Annotated in this window: 18 protein-coding genes, 4 pseudogenes and 1 riboswitch; of the genes and pseudogenes, 5 read left to right on the top strand and 17 right to left on the bottom strand. The window is 31.8% G+C overall.

Features of this window, described 5'->3' with window-relative positions; all coding sequences use genetic code 11:
* The first annotated feature begins 3 nt into the window (after positions 1-3).
* Positions 4-708, top strand: a complete 705-nt coding sequence (locus ABH961_RS25500) for an RICIN domain-containing protein (protein ID WP_404520346.1) — start codon at positions 4-6, stop codon at positions 706-708.
* A gap of 263 nt (positions 709-971) precedes the next feature.
* On the opposite strand, the pseudogene ABH961_RS25495 reads toward ABH961_RS25500, so the two are convergent.
* The 3 pseudogenes from ABH961_RS25495 to ABH961_RS25485 all read right to left on the bottom strand — a co-directional run.
* Positions 972-1,061, bottom strand: a pseudogene (locus ABH961_RS25495) (IS6 family transposase); the annotation flags it as partial.
* A gap of 950 nt (positions 1,062-2,011) precedes the next feature.
* A pseudogene (locus tag ABH961_RS25490) lies at positions 2,012-3,377 on the bottom strand (RNA-guided endonuclease TnpB family protein).
* 490 nt (positions 3,378-3,867) lie between these two features.
* Positions 3,868-4,276: pseudogene (locus ABH961_RS25485) on the bottom strand (hypothetical protein).
* 1,135 nt (positions 4,277-5,411) lie between these two features.
* Between ABH961_RS25485 and ABH961_RS25480 the strand changes: the two are divergent.
* Together ABH961_RS25480 and ABH961_RS25475 are read left to right on the top strand one after the other, a co-directional pair.
* A complete protein-coding gene (locus tag ABH961_RS25480) occupies positions 5,412-5,753 on the top strand; it encodes a DMT family transporter (protein WP_097820608.1) in 342 nt (113 codons plus the stop codon).
* Complete coding sequence (locus tag ABH961_RS25475) at positions 5,753-6,067, top strand: DMT family transporter (RefSeq protein WP_098568361.1); 315 nt, start codon at positions 5,753-5,755, stop codon at positions 6,065-6,067. The genes ABH961_RS25480 and ABH961_RS25475 overlap by 1 nt, the downstream gene beginning before the upstream one ends.
* Before the next feature lie 235 nt (positions 6,068-6,302).
* Here the strand turns inward: ABH961_RS25475 and ABH961_RS25470 are convergent, their stop codons facing one another.
* The 6 genes and pseudogenes from ABH961_RS25470 to ABH961_RS25445 form a co-directional block, all read right to left on the bottom strand.
* A complete protein-coding gene (locus tag ABH961_RS25470) occupies positions 6,303-7,034 on the bottom strand; it encodes a lipoprotein BA_5634 family protein (protein ID WP_404520254.1) in 732 nt (243 codons plus the stop codon).
* A 21-nt stretch (positions 7,035-7,055) separates the two neighbouring features.
* Positions 7,056-9,026, bottom strand: a complete 1,971-nt coding sequence (locus tag ABH961_RS25465; RefSeq protein ID WP_404520252.1) for an FtsX-like permease family protein — start codon at positions 9,024-9,026, stop codon at positions 7,056-7,058.
* Positions 9,001-9,771: an ABC transporter ATP-binding protein gene (locus ABH961_RS25460; protein WP_404520250.1), complete on the bottom strand. Its 771-nt coding sequence runs from the start codon at positions 9,769-9,771 to the stop codon at positions 9,001-9,003. Before ABH961_RS25460 ends, ABH961_RS25465 begins: the two co-directional genes overlap by 26 nt.
* Positions 9,772-9,913: 142 nt before the next feature.
* Positions 9,914-10,900, bottom strand: coding sequence for a sensor histidine kinase (locus ABH961_RS25455; RefSeq protein WP_097820612.1), 987 nt, complete (start codon positions 10,898-10,900; stop codon positions 9,914-9,916).
* Positions 10,900-11,604 carry a response regulator transcription factor gene (locus ABH961_RS25450; RefSeq protein WP_081143341.1) on the bottom strand — a complete coding sequence of 235 codons (705 nt, stop codon included), beginning with the start codon at positions 11,602-11,604 and terminating at the stop codon, positions 10,900-10,902. The genes ABH961_RS25455 and ABH961_RS25450 overlap by 1 nt, the downstream gene beginning before the upstream one ends.
* A gap of 271 nt (positions 11,605-11,875) precedes the next feature.
* Positions 11,876-12,413 (bottom strand): annotated as a pseudogene (locus ABH961_RS25445) (serine hydrolase); the annotation flags it as partial.
* 342 nt (positions 12,414-12,755) lie between these two features.
* Between ABH961_RS25445 and ABH961_RS25440 the strand changes: the two are divergent.
* Positions 12,756-13,349, top strand: a complete 594-nt coding sequence (locus ABH961_RS25440) for a TasA family protein (protein WP_404520248.1) — start codon at positions 12,756-12,758, stop codon at positions 13,347-13,349.
* A gap of 161 nt (positions 13,350-13,510) precedes the next feature.
* Here the strand turns inward: ABH961_RS25440 and ABH961_RS25435 are convergent, their stop codons facing one another.
* The 7 genes from ABH961_RS25435 to ABH961_RS25405 form a co-directional block, all read right to left on the bottom strand.
* Positions 13,511-15,346, bottom strand: a complete 1,836-nt coding sequence (locus ABH961_RS25435) for an FtsX-like permease family protein (RefSeq protein ID WP_404520246.1) — start codon at positions 15,344-15,346, stop codon at positions 13,511-13,513.
* A gap of 16 nt (positions 15,347-15,362) precedes the next feature.
* Positions 15,363-16,124 carry an ABC transporter ATP-binding protein gene (locus ABH961_RS25430; RefSeq protein WP_078214731.1) on the bottom strand — a complete coding sequence of 254 codons (762 nt, stop codon included), beginning with the start codon at positions 16,122-16,124 and terminating at the stop codon, positions 15,363-15,365.
* A gap of 284 nt (positions 16,125-16,408) precedes the next feature.
* Positions 16,409-17,485: a HAMP domain-containing sensor histidine kinase gene (locus tag ABH961_RS25425; protein ID WP_404520245.1), complete on the bottom strand. Its 1,077-nt coding sequence runs from the start codon at positions 17,483-17,485 to the stop codon at positions 16,409-16,411.
* Positions 17,482-18,168: a response regulator transcription factor gene (locus ABH961_RS25420; protein ID WP_084065703.1), complete on the bottom strand. Its 687-nt coding sequence runs from the start codon at positions 18,166-18,168 to the stop codon at positions 17,482-17,484. The genes ABH961_RS25425 and ABH961_RS25420 overlap by 4 nt, the downstream gene beginning before the upstream one ends.
* Before the next feature lie 72 nt (positions 18,169-18,240).
* On the bottom strand, positions 18,241-18,510 hold the full coding sequence (locus ABH961_RS25415) for a hypothetical protein (RefSeq protein WP_404520244.1): 270 nt from the start codon (positions 18,508-18,510) through the stop codon (positions 18,241-18,243).
* A 560-nt stretch (positions 18,511-19,070) separates the two neighbouring features.
* Entirely contained in the window at positions 19,071-19,562 is a 492-nt protein-coding gene (locus ABH961_RS25410) for an MgtC/SapB family protein (protein ID WP_404520243.1), read from the bottom strand.
* 25 nt (positions 19,563-19,587) lie between these two features.
* A complete protein-coding gene (locus ABH961_RS25405) occupies positions 19,588-21,084 on the bottom strand; it encodes an amino acid permease (RefSeq protein WP_098574435.1) in 1,497 nt (498 codons plus the stop codon).
* An 87-nt stretch (positions 21,085-21,171) separates the two neighbouring features.
* Positions 21,172-21,317, bottom strand: a riboswitch (cyclic di-AMP (ydaO/yuaA leader).
* Positions 21,318-21,658: 341 nt separating this feature from the next.
* On the opposite strand from ABH961_RS25405, the gene ABH961_RS25400 reads away from it, so the two are divergent.
* Positions 21,659-22,021: a hypothetical protein gene (locus tag ABH961_RS25400; RefSeq protein ID WP_084065701.1), complete on the top strand. Its 363-nt coding sequence runs from the start codon at positions 21,659-21,661 to the stop codon at positions 22,019-22,021.
* 104 nt (positions 22,022-22,125) lie between these two features.
* Here ABH961_RS25400 and ABH961_RS25395 read toward each other — a convergent pair.
* Positions 22,126-22,221: IS3 family transposase (locus ABH961_RS25395; RefSeq protein ID WP_080501309.1), on the bottom strand; the 96-nt coding region annotated here is incomplete at its 5' end.

The following is a 22,221-nucleotide window of genomic DNA, read 5'->3' as shown; positions in this document are numbered from 1 at the left end:
CTTATGGATCGACTTCGTCCGTCAAGTGTTCAATATTTCTACAAACCGATACACAATGCCTATACATTTGAAATAAAAACGGGAGCAAATGCACCAAATGCGTCCTATAAAGTTATGAATTTAACAAAACGGACTACTCATAATATGTGGAGCGGAGGACCAAATGCAAGCATGTGGATTGACCGGCTTCCATTAAACTTAAAAGACCAATATGCGGTAATTGCAACGGTCAATGGAATGGATTATGTCATATATAAAGAAGTAGGAGAAAACATTCCTGGAGCTAATTTGAATGGTACCTATCAACTATTTTCTGCGTTAAATAATAGTAGCGTTATAGATATGAATCGATCAACGAATAATGTTACCTTATGGAGCAATAACGGCGGTAATCATCAAAAATGGAAGTTAGTATATGATTCAAATAAAAAGGCCTATCAAATTAAAAGTGGAACAAATGAAAATTTAATATTAGCTTGGAATGACTATCAAGGTTCTAACAATGTTTTTGCTACACCTAACCAATACTATGAAGAGCATTATTGGATAGTTGAAGATGCAGGAAATGGATATTTTTATTTAAAAAATAAGAAAAACTCTAGGTATTTAGATGTAACTGGTTCTGGTACTAAAGATGGAACAAATGTTATAGTATATCCATTTACAGCTAGTAATAATCAAAAATTTAAATTACAGAGACTAAATTAAATTATAAGATTCTGGTAGAAAAAAATTTCATCTTGAATTTCAATTGTTGTAAAATAGGGCATCTCTCCTGCTTCGGAAAGATGCCTCTTTTCTATTCTAACGAATGTTGGGGTACAGCCGCATGCCCATCAACTTAAGAATTTTAAAAAAAGGCGTTATTCTTTCTTAATAATATAAATGAGAAAGGGTGCCGTTTTTTAGGTTTTGTTGCAAAAATAGTGGGATATGAAAGAAGGGTAAAAGATTCCTAGCGGTATTGAACGTTATGCTGTTAAACCAAAGAGTTCATTGATAAGATATATCTGCCTTTGGACAGACTTCTCCCCTTGGAGAGTTTGTCCTTTTTTGACCATATTTGTGAAATTACCAATGTTTCAAGATCTGCTTTATATAGAATACTACAAGACAAAACATAATAAAAAATACCCGCCCAAATTGGAAATTTTCAGATGTGGCGGGTTATTCTTTGAATCGTTTCTGTACCCCAGTTTAACATTTTGTATCTTTTGTAAAACTCATTTGTTGAATAAAAAATCCCTTCACGATTTGTGAAGGGGTCAGTATACATTGAACGGGTACTTTCATTTTAATATGTAAAAGAAAAACTCGTATTGATAAAATTCACTTTCTTAACTTAGTTTAATTTTTATTCCTTCAAAAAAGATTCGTGTTGATAGTTTAAATAAATTCTATGTTAATGTTAAACGGAAAGTAATGAGAGTGAAATTGATTACATGAGCAATTTAAATACATCTTACGTTAATGATAAACATATAGCTAGTGATTTTATCGTGTAGTTTATTAACAATTTAAATACATCTTATGTTAGTGTTAAACTCTTATCCTTGGACTTTAAACATTGTCCGATATTCATTTAAATACATCTTATATTAATAATAAACCCTTTGTATGAGTTGAATTCATGCTATAATCATGTATTCAAATACACCCTATGTTAATGTTAAACAAGGCATTTTTACGCTGGTTAAATACGATGGTCATATTTAAATACATCTTATGTTAGTGTTAAACCCCGATGAAATACAGATATATACTTTAACAGATACGGAAAAAAACCTGATAAGATGAATATTAAACATTATTTTCCCAGCAAATAAATGTATCGTGTAACGGTTTTTGTGTTACACCCTTCAGAGCATGAAAAATACCCACGCATCAATGTTTATTTACATTTGATACTACCTTACGGAGTGTTGGCACTTGGTAAATTTCTTATGTGCTACTTCTCCATTTATGGCGTGTAAATCCACCAAATTATTTAATATGGACTCAATTACCTGCATTAATCAAGGTATCCTAACTCTTCTATATACTCTTCCATACATTTTTTGAATACAATTTGCTTTGTACCGCTAATTGTTTATTTATAATATTTTCGATGTCATAAGTAGCAATGTTTTTGGCCGCATTATAATCAGCATGTGTTTTATATCCACACTGCTTACATTCAAACACAGCTTGTGTACAACGATTTTCTTTACAAATATATCCGCATTGACTACATCGTTGACTCGTATATGCGGGGGCAACTTTAATAACTTCAATTCCATGAATCTCGGCTTGATTTTGGATCTTTTCCTGCAAATCAAAATAAGTCCAATCTTTAAGAACCTTATCATTTTTTGATATGCCTTTTAAAAGTTCCATTTGAATACGCCCGCAATTATGTTTTAGACACTGTTTTATTATATAGTTTGCATATTTATGGTTAGTGCTATTTCGAAACTTAGCTATTTTATTACTTAGCACGTCTATTGGCTGTAACCGTTTTTCCCTACCTTTTCCCGTTCTACTATTACTACAATATTTACTTTGTTTCAGTAAATTGATACGTCTCTGTCGAATTCTTTCATTAAACGCTTTAATTTCATCACTATTAATATTGCTACGAATAAACCCTTCATTAAATGCAAAGTAAACTGTATTTATTCCACCCATATCAATTCCCATGATTAAATCTTTATCAAATTTATTTTCTTTTATAGCATTGAATTTATAAGTAATTTATAAGTAATTGATAAATACCACTTATTTTTGTATTTATGAATCATACATGCACCTTTGCTGTATGTTTGATTAATTAATCGATCCAAAATAACTTTCATGCTTTTTTGTTTTTGGGTAGCTAACTTTACAAAAATCTTCCCTTTTGGGACATCGCCATTTTCCTTATGGAAATCTCGTGAAAAAAGAGATATACCCGCAATATAATCTCCATTCTTCTCTTTTGTTATGTCTACAGAATTATTATGAAGATCAATTGGTATGCGATTTCGAAAAGAAGGAATTGACATTTCACCTTTTCTAATTTCATTTCTTCTACTCTTCCACGTTTTTATAATTTTTTGAAGAGTGGTAGACATGTTTCCTTTATGTATATCTAGATATTTACTTTGTAATGTATGGTATATATAACCGTCAATTTTCTTCTGTGTACACCCATATAAATCTTGGACAGTAGGGTATGTACCTTTTTCTTTGAAGTAGTCAAAGGATAAAGCATCAAACTCCCATAATTGTTGAATGGTTCGATTACTTATCGTTCTGACCTGGTATGTTAAGTTCCGTAAATGCTTTTCAAATATTGTCCAATCGACATTCATTGGACATAAGATTTGATATTTCATTATCTTAATTGTTACTCTCAAAAATGTCACCTCTTCATGTCCCTGATGTCACCATCCTAACCAAATCAACAAAAATTATACTATTAGTTACATTTGTACTAATTTAAATCAGTAACAGAGCAATTCCAATCAAAAATTGAAGCCAAAATATTATTGAATGGATATATAATCATTATTGAAGAGTAATCTGTAGGTTACAGGTACATGTCAAAAGAGGAAAGCACTTATTTAAACTACTTTCCTCTCCTTTTTACTGTCACAATGAAAGAACATAAGGAACAGAAATCACATTATATAAGAGAATACACGTTAAGAGATAAGAGCACGAAATCCATTAGGGTTGAACCCTGGCGCTCTTTTAAAGAAGAAATGAAGGTGCTTGGTATTAATGACAGTGACATTTTTCAAATTCAACTGATTGAAAAGCGAGTGTGAATTAAAAACCTTGATAATATCAAATAAACATAAAAAGAAGAATCCATAATTCGTTGGATTCTTTTTTATTATTTTTTTACCTGCTAATCCATTTGGAGATAATAGGATAATGAAAATCTTTCCCTTGTAATACATATAAAATTCCTTTAAGGGGTCCGAAACCTAATAAAATAGTTAGGATTATATAAATTGGGGCTGTCCACAATATCATGGACATATTACTCACATTCATATCGGAATGGAACATAGAAAGCATTAAAGTCCTCATTACAAAAGTATTCCATATCAATACAATAATCCAAGTGAATAGCTGATAAACAGCTGTTTCAATAGCAATTATACGAAGTTCTTTTGATTTGAATATGAAATAAAAAATCAAGGGTATATAAAAGATTGTAATGCTAAAAAAAATGAGAATGATGAAAGATAATAAAGTAATAATATGCATCATAAGTTCCAGTTTTTTTTTCATGAGATAAATTCATTTAGACTCCTCCTATATGTAGATTTGATTCTCTTAAAGTTAACGATAACTCATTATAACACGCCATCTAATGTAACAAAATATAAAGTTTTCCTTGGGTTTTGTTACGTTTTGTGTTTGAGAATATGAAATATCCTAACTGTTAAATTTGCTGTATCAAAAATAATCCGCAACATTATTATTACAATCCCTTATTGTTACAGGATAATTGGATAATGGATATAAAATAAAAACTATAGCTCAAAATTACATATATCTCGGATGAACCCCGTATAGAGAGTTTATCAAACTAATAAGGTGAATGAAAAAGAGTTCAAAAAACATGTTGAAGACGGTGTAATAACAAATTTCCTCAATTAAGATATTTAGTTTCTTTTAAAGATCTATTGTAGGTTATTTAAAATGAAAAACAAACTATCTCATAATTTGAATCGGAGCAAACACTCTAACTACGGGTTGCCTTCATTATATACCAAATCCTAACATTTGAAGTTATATTATCTGAAAATTACGTTAATTATAGGAAGAAATAAAACCCTGATTATACTTCCTACAAATCTCAATTATTTATTTTGCACAAAACACTTTAAAACAATATCTATATCATAATAAATTAGAAAAAATGTAAGTGTAGGTAAATGGGGTATTCTTATTTTATTTATGTCATGAAGAAATTTGGTGTAGGAGAATTAAACAAACGTTTGTTTAATTCTTTTAGCTATGAATCAATGTTTGAGATAAATGAGTGATGAGTTACGGGGTTCAATTGTCCACTTTGTTAAATTCCACGTTTGTTATATAAATTTTATATAACAAAGAAAAAAGTAACGGGCAATTATATTTTCTATTATCGGTACAGCTTTAGGTAAACTATTTAATGTGGTCTCGTCAACAAAACACGAATCTTGTACACTAAACGGATTCCAAAATGTGAAAATATAGTTATGGTATCGCTGAGAATGAAAGGTGTATACAAAGCATTAACTATTTCGTTTTCATGTGTTCTTGTCCGAGAGAAAACTCACAGCTTTACTGTGTCACGGAAGGATAAAAGCCTGGAAGAAACTGTTTAACAGTTTTCTCTTAGCCTTTTTTTGTTTTTTTTTGGTAAGAATAAAATCAGAGGTGTCTTTTAGATGAGTAAAGACTGGATTAAAGTATTTATTGCTGCTTTCTTTGAAATTTTTTGGGTTATTGGTTTAAAAAATGCTGATGACTTTTGGACTTGGATGGGGACTATCATTGCTATATTTTTCAGCTTTTATTTAATGATCATGGCAGGAAGAAAACTTCCCGTGGGAACAGTTTATGCTGTTTTTGTTGGGTTAGGTACAGCTGGAACTGTCTTTTCTGAAATCCTGTTCTTTGGTGAACCATTTAAAGTTGGAAAAGTACTCTTGATTTTATTTTTATTAGCTGGAGTAATTGGCTTGAAATTAGTTACAGATGACAAACTTCAGAAAGGTGATGAATCCTAATGGCATGGATTTCTTTAATCTTAGCAGGTCTTTTTGAAATGTTTGGTGTTGCTATGATAAATAAATTGCATAAAGTTCGAAATTGGCAATCATTAACTTTGTTAATTCTCGGATTTGGATTAAGTTTTATATTTCTTGCTTACGCAATGGAAACACTACCTATGGGAACAGCTTATGCAATTTGGACTGGAATCGGTGCATCTGGAGGTGCAATTTTAGGCATGGTTTTTTATGGGGAATCAAAAGACTGGAGAAGACTTATCTTTATAGGTATGGTTTTAGGTGCTGCAATAGGTTTAAAACTCGTTTCATAAATGATTTTTTAGATTGTACTATGAGGGGGCACCATATCATTGCGGGAAAATTGTACGTTTAGACACAAGAAAACAAGGTTGTAAATTTAGATGATGGTTATAATTTCAAAAGTGGACTTGATTTTTTTATTATGACTAAAAAATCAAGTCCACTTATTGGTGTCTTTAAAAATAATGATTCTTTTCAAAGATGATTAATATGTTCTAAATTTTTATTCTATATAAAAGTAATTGTTTACTTTTCAGTGATATTTACAAAATTAACTGCTCTCTTGCCCTCAGTGCCTACAGCCGTATTCACTTTATCTATTTCCTTCCTTAATTCTGGTGCTTTTCCTTGATTTTCTAAATTAAGATTCCCAAAAGATTTATTAAAAGATAGAATCTGTCTAGTTTTTTCTTTCCCATTTATTTCTTTAAATAATGTATCATCTACAATTAATAGGATTACGTTGGATTCACCACGATATGGAGATAGCCATACATCCCCTTTGTATTGAACATTCATTTTTTTCTCATCAAATGTTAGTTCCTTCAAGTCTTTATATTCTTTATTTGCAAATAAGATAGTTTCATCTTTTTTTATTGTTGGTAACGAATCAATAGGGACTGAAGATGTGAGCCCCTTATTATTATCTCTTTCACGTATAAGTCCCTTTTTGTCCATTTTTTCAGCAGTTGTTCTGCTTATAAATAATAAATTACTAGGAGCATCCTCAAACTCTGTCGGAAGCTTTACGTTGAGCTTGTTATTATCTATGGTCCCTTCTTTTATTTGATATAGGTCTTGTGATGTTGTTATATCTTTGTACAAGTCTATTATAGAGTTTCTTGTTTGTTCGTTTATCTCCCCTACTTCCATTGAAATTCCATTTGCTGGTGAGTTTTTTGTACCAAATAATGAACATGCTCCTAACATGTTCATTGAAATACCAGCTGCTATTAATAATCTAAGTCTTTTTTTCATCCTATATTTTCCTTTTTAAAATTAAAAGATTGTTTTATACATTTTTTTCAAATATTGAGCACGAACAAAGTAAAAGTATATAATTTGCATAACTAAGAAACAAATCAATACAATAATAGAACTACCTAAGACTGAAAAATTGGCTAACTTTTGTAAGGCCATAAAAGCAACCGTACTATGTGTAATTGCTATTGCAATTGGTAAAAAGAATAACAATGCAAGTTGACGTGTCACAATTTTCTTTAATTCCGGTTTACTTAAACCAACTTTTGCTATCATTTTATATTGCTCCTGATTTCGTTCTAAGTCTGTGTATAATCGGAAATATAAAAAGCTTGCAGCAAACGTAAAGAAAACAATACCTATTAATACACTCATGATAGATGCAAGTCCAAAACCTTGCTTCATAGCTATCCATGTAAAAATTAAAGTCGAAAATTGATATGATTCGTTGTATACCCTAGGATCATTTATATCTTTATTCCCTTTCTGTAAGGAAGCCAAGATTTTTTCAGCAACTTTTTTTGTTTTCTCCCAATCTTTCACAACAAAGCCATTGACAGTAAATTGACCGTATTGACTCTCTGGATCCACAATCATTTGATTATATACAGAATCCGGAATAATAATTGTCGTTATGTTTGTATCTTGTAGTTCTTTTGGCGTTAGTATTTTATTTACATGCATAGATTTTTTTATATTTCCATGCAACAATTGAAAGTTATTTTGATTAGATTTTGTATTAGTAACTTTTCTTGATGGTATGACAAAACTATCATTTTCATCTTTTAAGCTTTCTTTTTCAAAACCAAATGCCTCAGCTAACTTATTATAATCACTTATTTTTATAACACTTAATAAAATATTACTGTTATAAATGGTATCCGAAATTTGTTTGATTGAATAAGTCACCCGTTTGAAATTAAACCCGCCATCATTGAGTTCACTTTCAATCCTTTTTATATGTTCTTTTTCTAAATTGTTATTATTATAAGACCGATAAGAAAATGCAAAGGGACTATTTGATTCAGCCATGGATGAGTTACCTAACCCCATACAAGTCCCCACTGCAGTGAAGGCAACAGCAGAAATAATAGTTACCATAAAAAACATTTTTGCATTATCTTTTAATTGATACACTAAATCTGAGATGGTGAGTATGTTTGTTTTCTTAAAAAAAATATTTTCCCTTTTCTTTAATGCACGTAACACATACACACTGAGCTGGGTAAATAAGAAGTACGTTCCAAGTACGACAAAGCTCACCCCTGTCGCCATCATGAATAATACATAATTCATATCCTTGTAATGAATTGCTTTAACACTATGGAAAACAGCCGTATATCCTAGTCCAATGCAAATAAGTGCGAATAAAGATAGCCCAAATGATGCTTTTGGTTCGGGCTTTGGCTTTTCTTCTGCTTTTATTAATTCTACTAGTTTCTCTACATTTACTAGTCGAGAAGTGAAAAGTGAAATAAATAAAAATAGTAATAAGAATGCTCCAAATGTTATTCCAATTGCTTTAAATGGCATGTAAAATGGGAGTCCTTTATCAATCATTAACAGATTGTTGCTCATAATTAAGATAAACTTAGAGAACGCCATTCCAATTGTAATTCCTGTTAAAATAGAAGCGGTACCAATTATTATATTTTCAATAAATACTAATTTGTTCAATTGTGAACGTGACATCCCATGTAGCATTAGAATTCCAAAATCTTTTTTTCTTGTTTTTAAAAATGCACTTACAGAATATAGGATAAAAAAGAATGAGAAGAAAAATATTAACCCCTGCGATATCTGTAATCCTGACTTTGCAAATGTATTAATTGTTACACTGGCAGCAAGATCGCCTTGTAAATTAGGATGAAATGCAAGTAATGCATAAGTAAAGAAAATCATAATGGCAAAGGTACTACTTAAAAAATGAGCCAAATATGTTCGTTTACTTCGAATGACGTTATTAAATGCGAATTGTCGAAAAGTCATGTGCATTTCCTCCTAATAATGCTAAAACCTCTAGAATTTTTTCATAGAATACTTTGCGATTATCTCCACAATAAATCTCATTGTATAACTGTCCGTCTTTAATAAACACAATTCGATCACAATAACTTGCAGCCATTGCATCATGTGTCACTAGCATCATCGTTGTGCTGTTTTCTTTATTAAGCTTTGTCAATAGTTCCATCACATCACTAGCAGATTTTGAATCCAGATTTCCTGTAGGCTCATCCGCAAGTAATAATTTCGGATTATGAATAGTAGCTCTTGCGATTGCTGTTCTTTGTGCCTGCCCACCAGAAATTTCATACGTACGTTTATCTAATATTTCAGTTATCCCTAGTTTTTCAGCAATAGCCTCCAATTTCCCTTCCATTTCTCTAGGGCTTACACCATCAAGCGTAAGTGGAAGAACAATATTTTCTTTCACCGTCAATGTATTAAGGAGATTAAATGATTGAAAAACAAACCCTAATTCACGTCTTCGAAATAAAGACAACTGATCTGAAGATAACAGATATGGATTTTCTCCATGAATTAATACTTCTCCTGAAGTTGGAGCATCTATAGTAGAAACCATATTTAATAGCGTTGTTTTACCACTCCCAGATGGTCCCATAATTCCTACAAACTCACCTTTTTTTATTTTTAAATCAATATGGGATAATGCTGTATAAGAAATTTTCCCAGAATAAACTTTCCCTAAATCTGAAACATGTAGTATCTCCACAAGTATTTCACCTTCCATTTCTCTTTTCGATACATGAAGTGTAACTTATATATAGTATGTCTCATATCGATTTCCCTAACATTTATCTAACAAGTTTGTAAGATTCAAAAGAAAAACCGATGAAAGGTATACCTTTCATCGGTTAACGAGATGCATACGGGAATATGATTCTAATTTTTGTTCCCTTACCTACCTCAGATTCTAACTCAATCCTATGATTTAATTTTTCACATACTTCTTTAACAAGATATAATCCCATTCCCGTAGACTCTTTAAATTTCCTACCATTTTCTCCAGTATAAAATGGATTGAAAACACGTGGTAAATCAGCAGAAGGAATACCAACCCCATAATCTTTTACTTCCAAAATAATTGCTCGTCCCTTTGAACATGCCGATACTATTACTTTTTCTTTCTTACTTGATGAATATTTAATTGCATTTGACAGTACTTGATTGAGTATAAATCGAAACCATTTCTTATCTGTTTCTACAATAAGATTCGGATCTACTTTTACCTCTGGATACACATAACTACGTATAAATAGACGTTTATTTTCATGAATAGCAGAATCAATCATTCCCAATAACTGCAATCTGTTCACTTGAAAATCTTGTTCAAATGTTTCTAAGCGAGCAACATATAAGACCATTTCTAGTCCTTTTTTGATTCTTTCCGTTTCTTCATTAATACTGTCAAATCGTGAGTCTTCTGCATCTTGTGTAATTAACTCAATAACAGAAATAGGTGTTTTCATTTGATGAACCCATTGATTCATAAAAGTCATTTGCTCTTGTTGTTTTCGTTCCCATTTTTTTAATTGGTTTTGATAATATTGATATTGAGATTGTAGTAATGTTTCTAAGGCCATTGATAATGGAGTCAAATCACTATCTTTTATTGACTCATTTAAAGTTTCCATTGGTGTTGATAGACGCTTGTAGAATGAACGATGACTATAATAACGATAGATTAAATAACCCATTAATAAAAAAACACCCAAAAATACAGAATATAATGCTGTCAAAATATGTGGATAACCATCAAACCAATATATAAAAAGAATGATAAGCAATTGGGCAAATGTATAAAAAATAAGTGGGATATGTTCTTGTAAAAATAATTTCATTATTCCTTTCCTTCCTTTTTCCAAGTAGCATGCAAACGATATCCAGCACCACGAACCGTCTCCAATGCGTTTTCGATACCTAAATCTTGCAGTTTCTTTCTAATTCTACCTATATTTACACTCAATGTATTTTCGTCTATATATGAACTATCCCATAATTGTTCTAAAATCACTTCACGTTTTACAAGGAGCGGAGACTTTGTTATCAATATCTCTAATAAAGTTGTTTCTTTTCTAGTAAGTAAAATTGTCTTATCATTTAATTGAAGTTCCATTCTTTCTGGGAACAGGAATAATCCCGATTGCTCAACTATTCGTTCTTTTACTTTAGGAGCATATTCACCGTATGCTCTTCTGAGTTGACTACGAATTTTAGACATTACAACCTCATAATAAAAAGGTTTCGTAATGTAATCATCACCACCATTTTCTAAAGCCATAACTTGATCCATCTCTCCACTCCTTGCAGATAGAAATACAATTGGACAAGTAGAAATAGCTCGTATTTTACGACACCAATAATAACCGTCAAAATTAGGTAAATTTACATCTAATAGCACTATATCTGGTTTTATCTCTTGAAATATATCTAAGACATTTTCGAAGTCCTCTATAATAACACTTTGATATCCATATTTTTTAATATGAGTTCCCAGTAATTCAGCAATTTTCATATCATCTTCTACAATCATGATTGTATTCATAACGTACTCTCCTTTAATTTAGGCGCAATTTCTAAAGTTCATTTGTTATTTAATATTTTACTTATGTAAAAAAGATGATATCTTACCTCCCCCCTTAAATGCAATAAGTATCCAATAAAGCGTATATTTGTTGTTATTTAATTAATAATTTCAATAGGGATTGTTTCTATCTTTTTTCTTTACTTAAGTAGATTCTTTTTCATATACACAAAAAGACCGTCACAGTATTGTGACGGATACACGGGAAAATATTAATAACTAATTACTATTATTATTTATTTGTCACTTTTAAAGCTTCTAACACTATCTTTATTGCTTCTGCAATAAGCTTATCATCGTATTTAGCATCCCCTTTATCATGTTTAGAAAGTATCGCAATTATTTGGTGATCGAATAATTGCGATATCATTTCGGATTCCATAAGATTCCGAGTCAGTCTTATCAGCTACTTCCCATCCTCCTGGAACTCCAGCACGAATTAAGTTGTCTCCTGTAGTATTCCTTTTCATCCAATCTATTAATAAATCCCGTTTCTCAGTTGAAAGTACATCTCCTAGCGTAAAAGCCTGAAGACTAGTTGCTAACGCTTTTGGCGTACTAGTATCATGGGCGTCTCCTGGATGCACTAGGTTTAACTCTGATTTAAAACGTTCAGTATTTGTAACGGCATCTCCTATTTCTCTCATTGAGTTTTGGAATTCTCTAGGTCGACCTAATTGTTTAAGAATAAGATTTTGTGCATTATTATCACTATATTGGAGGGAAGCATCTGCAAACTCTTTCAGAATCATACCTGTATCAACATTCTTCAATAAAATAAACCCGGTTTATCTCGTATGCAAACCTTTAAATTCCCTACATGTATCCTAAAAAAGAAATAACCTCTACTATAAATTGATGTTGTATTTTCTTAGCTCGATAGCGATGTGGCAGTATCCCTTTAAGTACTATATAAATAACAAATTATGAACCAAATTTTCTATTTTTGGTGCGTTAAATTTATAGAAGATAGATAATAACATAATTTTCTCAATAAGTAATATTCTTATTTCAATACAAAATTCTTACAATTAATGCTATACCTGTATTAAGGGGACCATTTTAGTTAATTAGGGAGAAAAATTGTAAAAACGATATGGGAGGAATAAAAAATGTCATTGAAAAAAAAGTTAGGTGTTGGAGTGGTTTCAGCCGCTCTTGGTTTATCTTTAATTGGTGGGGGAACATATGCATATTTTAGCGATCAAGTTGTAACAAATAATACATTTGCTGCAGGTACATTGGATTTAGCTATGCAACCAACTACTTCACTTAACTTAGAAAATTTAAAACCTGGGGACAAAATATTAAAGAAATTCAATTTAAAAAATAGTGGTACATTAGATATTAAAGATATCATGATGAAAATAGACTATACTGTAAATGACTTAAAACAAAATAATACTACAGAAGATTTCGGTAAACATATTAAAGTACAATTTCTTTGGGATTGGGATCCTGCAAAAAGCCCTGCATACGAGACAACCCTTGCAGAACTAAAATCACAAAGTTCAGAGATTGTCTCCAAAAAAGTATTTCATTCTAAGTGGACTGAAACAGGGGGGTTAAAACCTGGAAAAATGGATTGGTTTTGGATGAAGTTTATATTTGAAGATAGCGGAACGGATCAAAACGTGTTTCAAGGGGATAGTATTGCGTTAAAAATGGAGTTCCAAGCTAATCAAACAGAGGGAAAAGAAAGATAATCTGACAAAAATATTGTTATAAAAATATGAAACTGAGCTTGTAATTTTTTATATTTTGTAAAATTCACCATCAAATATCCATATAAAAAACCAGTGATATCAGTACATGTGTATAATATCGCTGGTTTTTTTGAGTATAATATTTTATATGTTTTGTAAAACTAATTTTCTTTTGGAAGTACAATTCTTTTATACAATTGAACTGTAGTAAAATAGTAAATCAAGTAAATTACTACAAAAATAATAATTGGTACCCAAATACGATTGTACGGATCAGGCAAAAGAACACTGAACATGTTCATACCAACTAATACGTGAACAATACCCACAATTGCTGGGACTAAGAATACAAAGAATAACTCCTTATAAATTGATTGTGCTAATAACTCTTGGCGAACACCGATTTTACGAAGCATTTGATAACGTGTACAATCTTTGAATGCACCAGACAGAACTTTAAACATCAAGCAACTTGCCATCATTGCTAAGTACGCAAATCCGACGAAGAAGCCCATGAACATCAATCCACTGAGCATACCATGAAGAGAATTATACATTTGATATTTACTCTTCAGTTCTTCAGGTTTCATACTTGTATATTTAGCTAACTGTAATTCGTCAAGTTGTTTCCATTCTTTTAAATATGATTTAAAATCATCTGTTTTCCCCATAAACATAGTACTCTCTGGACCCTTTATACTATGGTACATGTTTTTGTCTACAATTTTTATTTTATGATCAGGATATATATACTTTGGCTGGATTGTTTGGAAAGCGTCGCTCCATTGTTGCGGTGTCTTCTTCACGTTTGCACCAATTGGCAACTCTTCTGAAACTCTCTTTGTTTTCCCAAACTCTGCTCTTTCATTTTTATTTTTCAATACTAAAGGACGATTTTTCTCTAAATCCTCTTTTAAATAATAAATCGACTGACCTTCTATTTTGTAATGATATTCAAGCTTCTCTGTAAATAAGATAGTATTCAAAATTTTCTTTTCTTCAGCTGTTGGATTATGAACGACTGAATCGTAAATCTCACTACCATTAACTATTTTTATTACGTTGTTTTTAAATGCCATACCACACGCAATTCCGCCAGTGCCAAGAGCCACTAAGATTGCTACCGTGGCAAGCACATTTGTTAGGCCGTTAATGCGGAAATTTAATTGTGCAAAAGTAAAAGCATTGAGACCTTTTTCACTACGTTTTTTATTACTCTTTAACTTATTAATCATAACTGGGAGAAGTGATCCAAATAACATGTAAGTACCAACGGTTGCTGTGATTAATCCAACGGCCATTAATCCCAGACCCATTAGCGGGTTTGCATATTTCATATAGATTAGTGATGTATAACCAATACCCAATAAAATCACACCAAGGATTGCAACTACAACTGTCATTTTTCCTTTTATGGCGACACGTTCTGTTTGTTCATCTGCATGTACAAGTTGCAGTACAGAAATACGAGATAATTTAATACTATTTATAATTGCCGATAATACAAATAGTGCAAAGAAGAAGACGCAAGTAATAGCTATAGATGGCAGATAAAATGCTTTATAACCTTCGCCAGCAAACTCGAGTTGTTTCATTAATAGCTGACCGATACCTTCTGCGAGCCCTACACCAACTGTAATTCCAATCACAAGAGATGCGGCACCTAATATAATTGTTTCGATAAACATAAGTAAGGTAACTTTATGCTTTTTTGCTCCTAACATCATATACATACCAAATTCTTTTTGGCGAAGAGATGATAAGAACGAGTTTGCATATAAAATATAAAAAAATGTGATAAACGCTAACAAAAAAGACCCAATTTTAAATACAGACACAATATCCCCAATAGAAGAGTTAGATTCAAGGAACGCCTTATTAAGTGCTAATGTTTGAAACATATAAAAAGTTGAAATAGAGACAATAAGACCAACAAGTAAGACAATATAATCTTGCAACTTACTTTTTAGGCCTGACATGGAAAGCTTAAATAACATGATTGAACTTCCTTCCTTACGCTTTTTGTGTGCCTAAGTCTGCAAGCACGTCTAAAATTTTTTTATAAAATTCATCACGTGTACCACCGCGATGAATTTCTTTATATAGCTCACCATCTTGAATGAATAAAATACGCTGACAGTAACTTGCACTGTACGGATCATGCGTAACCATCATAATAGATACCCCTTGCTCTTTATTTAAGTTTGTCATCGCATCCAGTAAACTCGTTGCATTTTTAGAATCAAGCGATCCTGTTGGCTCGTCCCCTAAAATAATTGCTGGTTCATGCACTAACGCACGCGCTGCTGCTGAACGTTGCTTCTGTCCACCAGATACTTCAGATGGATACTTTTGAAGTATTGCTGAAATGCCTAACATATCAGCTACCTTTTCTACTTTTGATCCGATATTTCGTGATGAAACACCTTGAAGGGAAAGTGGAAGAGCGATGTTTTCGTAAATAGATAAATTCTCCAATAAGTTAAAGTCTTGGAAAATGAATCCTAACATTTGTGAACGGAAATCGGAAAGCTCACCTTGTTTCATTTTCGTAATATCTATTCCTGCAATTTCAACAACGCCGCCCGTTGCTTTATCTAACGTTGAAATTACATTTAATAATGTCGTTTTACCAGAACCAGATGGTCCCATAATTCCGACAAACTCACCCTCTTGAATTGAGAATGATACACCTTTTAACGCGTATGATTGGTTCTCACCTTTTTTACCGTACACTTTTTGGACGTTTTTCACGTCTACAACTGGTTTCGTCATATATATCCTCCTACGTTTGTTTTTTCATTTCTTTAAAATAAGTTACTATTCTTATTTGCTACTAACAAAATAGTCATGTTGCATCTACCTTTTTCATGAGGTTGTCACGATGTATCCACTTGAAAGCTGTAAAGAAAATTTTCTCTTTAATTTCTCCTCTCTCCTCATCGCTTTGAATACATACATGATAAACTATGAAAATTAGGAAACACCCTGTAAAATCCTTAAGAATTCTTAAGTTTTAAAAAAAAAAGCTTATGGAATCTGTAATTCCATAAGCCAATCTATTTGATTGGATGTTCAACAATAAAGGACATCCAGCCGTCTTTATATTTTGCATATATATTACCATTATGAAGTTCAACAATTCTTTTTGAGATAGCAAGCCCCAGACCATTTCCTTGGTCATCTTTTCTTGTCTTGTCCCCCCTGAAAAACCTTTCAAACAATTTATTTGGATCGCTAACAGGTGGCTTCTCGACTTTATTTGATACCTTCAAAATTGCCTTGTTACCTATTAGTTCAAGACATATTGATAATTCAGATGGTTTCATGCTGTACTTTATCGCATTCATAAACAGATTTTCATAAACACGTACCATTTTTTCTATATCTATGAAGATAGGTATTGTTTCTTCCGTGATTGATTTTTGAACGATTAAACTTTCCTTTTCAAATATAGGAATGTATTCTCCAACTATTTGCTCTAACAAACCTGATAAATCAACTTCATTAAAGTTTAACTTAGTATCGATGCCTGATAAACGGGTATACTCAAATAGTTCATCTATTAGATATTTCAATCTCTGTGATTTTAAATATGTGGTTTCGAGATACTCCTGTAATTGTGTTTTACTGTCGTATTGCCCTCTTTTTAATAAATCTACATAGCCGATAATAGATGTCAACGGTGTGCGTAAGTCATGAGATACATTGGTTATAAGTTCATTTTTTGTACGTTCCAATCGCCTTTCCTGTTCAAATGTATGCTCCAATTCCTTAGACATATAATTTATATTTTGAGCAAGTTGGGTCAATTCGTCCTTCCCCTTAATCCCAATTGTCAAACCCAGTTTTCCATTGGCAATATCATTCACATTATCAGAAATGAGCTTCAAATATACTATTTTCTTTCGAACCAATATCAAAAAAATTATTATAAAAGTAAAGATTGCGAACGCGATTAAGAAGAATATTGCGAAATAGAATGCAAACATACCCAAACGGTCGTATTTTATAAATAATGGTACTATGATGTATAGAAAATTGAGGGTTGTTAAACTAAACGAAGCAAAAAAACTAACTGAAACAGCAACAAGAAGTTTTATAATTATTTTATTTCTAAAGCTAACCCTCTTCATATTTTATACCCAATTCCCCAAACAGTTTTAATATAAATGGGATGTTTAGAATCCTCTTCGATTTTGTCTCTTATTTTTGTAATATGTACCATGACGGTATTATCTGATTTATAAAAAACCTCTTTCCAAACGGCTTCATATATTTTTGCAACACTCAGGACAATCCCTTTGTTACCGGCAAGTAGTTCGAGTATATCAAACTCTTTTGGAGTTAGCCTTGTTTCCTTTCCCCGTACCCATACTTGACGTGTATCTGTATTCACGGTTAAATCACCAATTTCTAGGATGCTTTTATTATGATTTATTGACGTATTGTATTTTTTAAACCTTCTTAATTGGGATTTTACCCTAGCGATTAATTCCAATGGATTAAATGGTTTTGATAAATAATCGTCTGCACCAGAGGCTAGACCCTGAATTTTGTCTATATCCTCAGATTTTGCAGATAGCATAATGATAGGAATATTGCGGTCTTCCCTGATCTTCATACATGCTTCAATACCATCCATATTAGGCATCATAATATCTAATATTATAAGATCAAACTCCTTTTCTTCTAGCAGTTGTAAAGCTTCCATAGCATCTTCTGCCTTTTGAGTTTTCAGACCTTCATTTTCCAAATAAACAGAGATAAGATTTCTAATCTCTTTATCATCATCGACAATAAGAATTTTTGACTCCATATGATTCCTCCATATTTTTTCTCGTATTAAACAGCTAAAGACATAAGCAGGTGAGACATTTCTATCTTCTCTTTATTGTAAACTTGCAAACGGAAGACAAGAAATAACATAATGTATATACGTAATATCGTTCTCCCTAATATATTGTTCAATATTTTCTACTGATCTATATACAATTAATAAGTTCCCTTTTTCTTTTAATTTTGCTTTTAGTAAAATTAAAAATTTCTTATTATTTTCCACTAATAAAATTATTGTCTTGAGATTTCTTCTTTTAATTAATTTTTCTGTGAATACACCTGTACTCAGTCCATATTTGACAATATAATTTACTTTCTTCAAATCAATTCCTTCAATTATTTTGTCTCCAAGAAACCTTGAAATTGGAATAGCTGCATCAACTGATTTTTAATACATTATATACAGAAATAAGAAAGCGAATTGTTTTCATACCTAGTCATCCCACAGGTTTGAACTCATAATCATACTCTAGAGTCCAAACCTTAAGAAAAAGGGGCAAAAGTTCTTAAGAATTCTTAAGCTTTCTACAACATTTTATCATAAGAATATATGACAACCCTTAAAATGTTAGCAGTATCTCCAATAACACTTACTATTCGTCAATCCGAAGAACAAAAAGAACTTGTAGGAATCCCTACAAGTTCTTTTTTAGATAATGTAAAAAAGTTAAAACAAACTATCTCATAATTTGAATCGGAGCAAACACTATAACCACGGGTTGATTTTATTATAAACCAAATACTAACATATGCTCTTTTGATATTTGAAAATTATCTGAATTTAGAATTTGAATAAATTGCACACTAATTATTTCTCTATTTGCCCATCTATAATAGGTCTCTTTTATTATTATTGATAACGTTCTTAAAATTAGCTTCTCTTTAGCAATCTTTTTTCTCTGATGGTTTATGTTTTACTCTATAAGAAAGAGTGGTAACTTGTTGGGAATATTTAAAACCTTTTTCGGATTTTTCGGAAACCCATTTTGAAACAGGTCTTAGTAAACTATTTATGCTGACAATAAGAATGGTTCCCGTTATAGCTATAAGTAAGTAGCCACTACCTGCTAATGTTCCTACAGCAGCAGAACACCATAAAGTTGCTGCTGTATCCAGTCCTCGAACTGTCAATCCATCTTTCATAATAACTCCAGCACCTAAAAAACCAATCCCGCTTACAATTTGAGAAGCTATTCTTGTAGGTGTATTATCAGTTGGAGTGAGTACACTTAATAGTACAAAAAGTGCAGCACCAACGGAAACAAGTACATTTGTACGTAATCCAGCAATGCAATTATGCCATTGACGCTCTAATCCAATTATTGCTCCAACAAGTATTGCTACAAGTAACCTGAGTAGAATTTCTAGTTCCATATTTCTGTCTCCTTAATTTCCATTCTTAATGATCATCATGCTCTAAATTGACTTGTTGTAATGGAATCACCTTTGTTTTTTTTATAATTTTATAGCCGAACCAAAATACAAGAAAAAGCAGTAAACCAATATAAGTAGCAAGTACTTCATACCAATCGACATGTGATCCTATAAAGACTGAATAATTCTGTCCTAAAATAATAATAGTACATATTACAAATGCCAAAATAGGACCGATAGGATACCACTTTGCTTGATACGGGAGCTTATTTAAATTCTTTTGTTGATGTAAAAAAGCCTGACGAAAACGATAATGGCTTATAGCAATCCCTAACCATGCAATAAATCCACAAAGTCCCGAAGCATTCAAAAGCCATATAAATGCTTGCCCTTCTCCAAATAAAGAAGCTGCAAACGCTACGATTGCCACAGTCGTTGTCATAAGTAAAGCATTAATAGGAACACCTTGTTTATTTACTTTTTTCAAGAAATTTGGAGCTTGCCCTTCTTTTGCCATTACCCATAACATTCGGGTTGCAACATACATTCCAGAATTACCAGCTGATAGAACAGATACCAAGATAACTGCATTCATAATAGAAGCTGCAAATGCGAAGCCAATTTTTTCAAATACTAGTGTAAAGGGACTCATTGTAATATTACTAATGTCATTGTTAACTAGATTCGGATCTGTGTAGGGAACTATGACTCCAATTACGCAAATGGTAAGTATGTAAAATAAAAGAATTCTCCAAAAGATTTGCCGCACAGCTTTTGGAATATGCTTTTCAGGATCTTTACTTTCACCAGCTACAATTCCGACCATTTCTGTACCTTGAAAGGAAAATCCGGCAATCATAAACACACTAAGAATAGAAAGAAAACCTCCATGAAACGGTGCGTCTCCAATTGTTAGATTGTGAAATCCAATAGGATTCCCTTTGAAAATTCCAAATATCGTGGCTATTCCTAACATAATAAACACGACTATAGTAATAACTTTTACAAGTGAAAGCCAAAACTCCATTTCTCCATAATGTTTCACTGAAAGAATATTAATTCCAAACATAAACAGTATGAATAACGCACTCCAAAGAATAGATGGACTGTATGGAAACCAATATTTCATAAGAATAGCTCCTGATGAAATTTCAACTGCAAGAGTAATAGTCCAGCTAAACCAGTAATTCCAACCAATTGCAAAACCAAATGCAGGATCTACAAATTTAGAAGCATACGTACTAAAAGAACCCGATGTAGGCATATACGCTGCCATCTCTCCCAAGCTGGTCATCAACAGGTAAACAATACACCCCATCAACAAATAAGCTATAATTGATCCACCAGGTCCTGCTGTATGAATCGTATTTCCGCTTGCTATAAATAACCCAGTCCCAATGCTTCCGCCTATAGAAATCATTGTTAAATGTCTCATCCCTAATTCTCTTCTTAATTTAGAAGGTTGGGAATTAGAAGGGAAAGAAAAAAGTGGATTTTTCGTTTTTATGGGTGTCTCTTTCAAGTGTCTCATCCTTTTTGAATTATTTTCCAGAAAAAGAATATAAAAAAAGACACCAAAGTTCACCCAGTGTTTTTAAAAGTCACCATAGTATCCCCTCTCGAAACGCTTACGAGGTTAGCTGTCGGATTCGGGCCTTGAGAGTAGCCCTACCTTCATTTAAGAAGGATTCACCCCGAGTGCAATCGCACAAAATTTGGTTCCCCCGCTCCATATGGATTCAGCGAATAGTGATATGAATTTATGTACAATATATTACTCCTATGCCCTCTTGTTTGTAAACAAGAAAATTAACGTTTTTTCAGGGGTAGAATTTTCGCACTGTACACTCCATTTATAATTTGAATTCTTAAATTAAGTCACATACTAAAAAAAAGTGAGAATTACAAGTATAGTAATACATGAAGAAGAGTTTGAATTAAATAAAAATAATAGACCTAATTTTTATTAGGTCTATTATTTGCTAGTGTCTTTACTACTTTTAATTACATGGACTACTGATAAGTGGTGTTATGGTAATTAAGTAGGTATTGTATAATTTAGAAAATATATATTAATCAAAGTTAGGAGGGAGTTCATGGGAAGAGAAGTATTATTTGATAATCAAAGTGTAATTTTAAAGTTAAGTGGGGTAACAGGGTTCTTTGCTTTAAAATTAAAATTAGAAATTCCTTATAATACTATTAAGAATGTATATGTGAATTATTTTGATGCTCCACAATGGATGCTCCGTATGCCTGGAACCTCAATTTCTGCACTTAACATTTTTGAAGGTAGTTTTAAATATGCTGATGAATGGTATTTTCTTTCTTATGAAAATAGAGTACCACTCGTAATGATTGAATTAGAAGGACATGAAAAATATAAATATGTTTATTTTGAAATCAATGACCCTACTAAAGTAGCTTCGGATATTAGAAAGCATATAAGGGATTTGTAATTATTTTTTTGTATCTAAGAGAGTGCTGCTTACGCTGATGTAATTTATTCAAACAAGTTAGATTAATGAAGTGAACCCCGAAAACGGGACACCAATCAAAACACTTAAACCACTTGTTCCCTAAATTCTTTAGGGGATAGGTGGTTTAATTTTTCTTGAATTCGCACACAATTGTAGTAATGAATGTATTCTAGCACAAT

Source organism: Bacillus sp. RC251 (assembly GCF_044908765.1).
Classification (GTDB): domain Bacteria; phylum Bacillota; class Bacilli; order Bacillales; family Bacillaceae_G; genus Bacillus_A; species Bacillus_A wiedmannii.
The sequence above is the reverse complement of the archived record's forward strand: the minus strand, read 5'-3'. Positions and strand labels throughout refer to the sequence as shown.

Excerpts from the sequence above, each read along its gene's own strand:
- ABH961_RS25500 (WP_404520346.1), top strand. The coding sequence starts at position 4 with ATGGATCGACTTCGTCCGTCAAGTGTTCAATATTTCTACAAACCGATA.
- ABH961_RS25480 (WP_097820608.1), top strand. The coding sequence starts at position 5,412 with ATGAGTAAAGACTGGATTAAAGTATTTATTGCTGCTTTCTTTGAAATT.
- ABH961_RS25475 (WP_098568361.1), top strand. The coding sequence starts at position 5,753 with ATGGCATGGATTTCTTTAATCTTAGCAGGTCTTTTTGAAATGTTTGGT.
- ABH961_RS25470 (WP_404520254.1), bottom strand. The coding sequence starts at position 7,034 with ATGAAAAAAAGACTTAGATTATTAATAGCAGCTGGTATTTCAATGAAC.
- ABH961_RS25465 (WP_404520252.1), bottom strand. The coding sequence starts at position 9,026 with ATGACTTTTCGACAATTCGCATTTAATAACGTCATTCGAAGTAAACGA.
- ABH961_RS25455 (WP_097820612.1), bottom strand. The coding sequence starts at position 10,900 with ATGAAATTATTTTTACAAGAACATATCCCACTTATTTTTTATACATTT.
- ABH961_RS25450 (WP_081143341.1), bottom strand. The coding sequence starts at position 11,604 with ATGAATACAATCATGATTGTAGAAGATGATATGAAAATTGCTGAATTA.
- ABH961_RS25440 (WP_404520248.1), top strand. The coding sequence starts at position 12,756 with ATGTCATTGAAAAAAAAGTTAGGTGTTGGAGTGGTTTCAGCCGCTCTT.
- ABH961_RS25435 (WP_404520246.1), bottom strand. The coding sequence starts at position 15,346 with ATGTTATTTAAGCTTTCCATGTCAGGCCTAAAAAGTAAGTTGCAAGAT.
- ABH961_RS25430 (WP_078214731.1), bottom strand. The coding sequence starts at position 16,124 with ATGACGAAACCAGTTGTAGACGTGAAAAACGTCCAAAAAGTGTACGGT.
- ABH961_RS25425 (WP_404520245.1), bottom strand. The coding sequence starts at position 17,485 with ATGAAGAGGGTTAGCTTTAGAAATAAAATAATTATAAAACTTCTTGTT.
- ABH961_RS25420 (WP_084065703.1), bottom strand. The coding sequence starts at position 18,168 with ATGGAGTCAAAAATTCTTATTGTCGATGATGATAAAGAGATTAGAAAT.
- ABH961_RS25410 (WP_404520243.1), bottom strand. The coding sequence starts at position 19,562 with ATGGAACTAGAAATTCTACTCAGGTTACTTGTAGCAATACTTGTTGGA.
- ABH961_RS25400 (WP_084065701.1), top strand. The coding sequence starts at position 21,659 with ATGGGAAGAGAAGTATTATTTGATAATCAAAGTGTAATTTTAAAGTTA.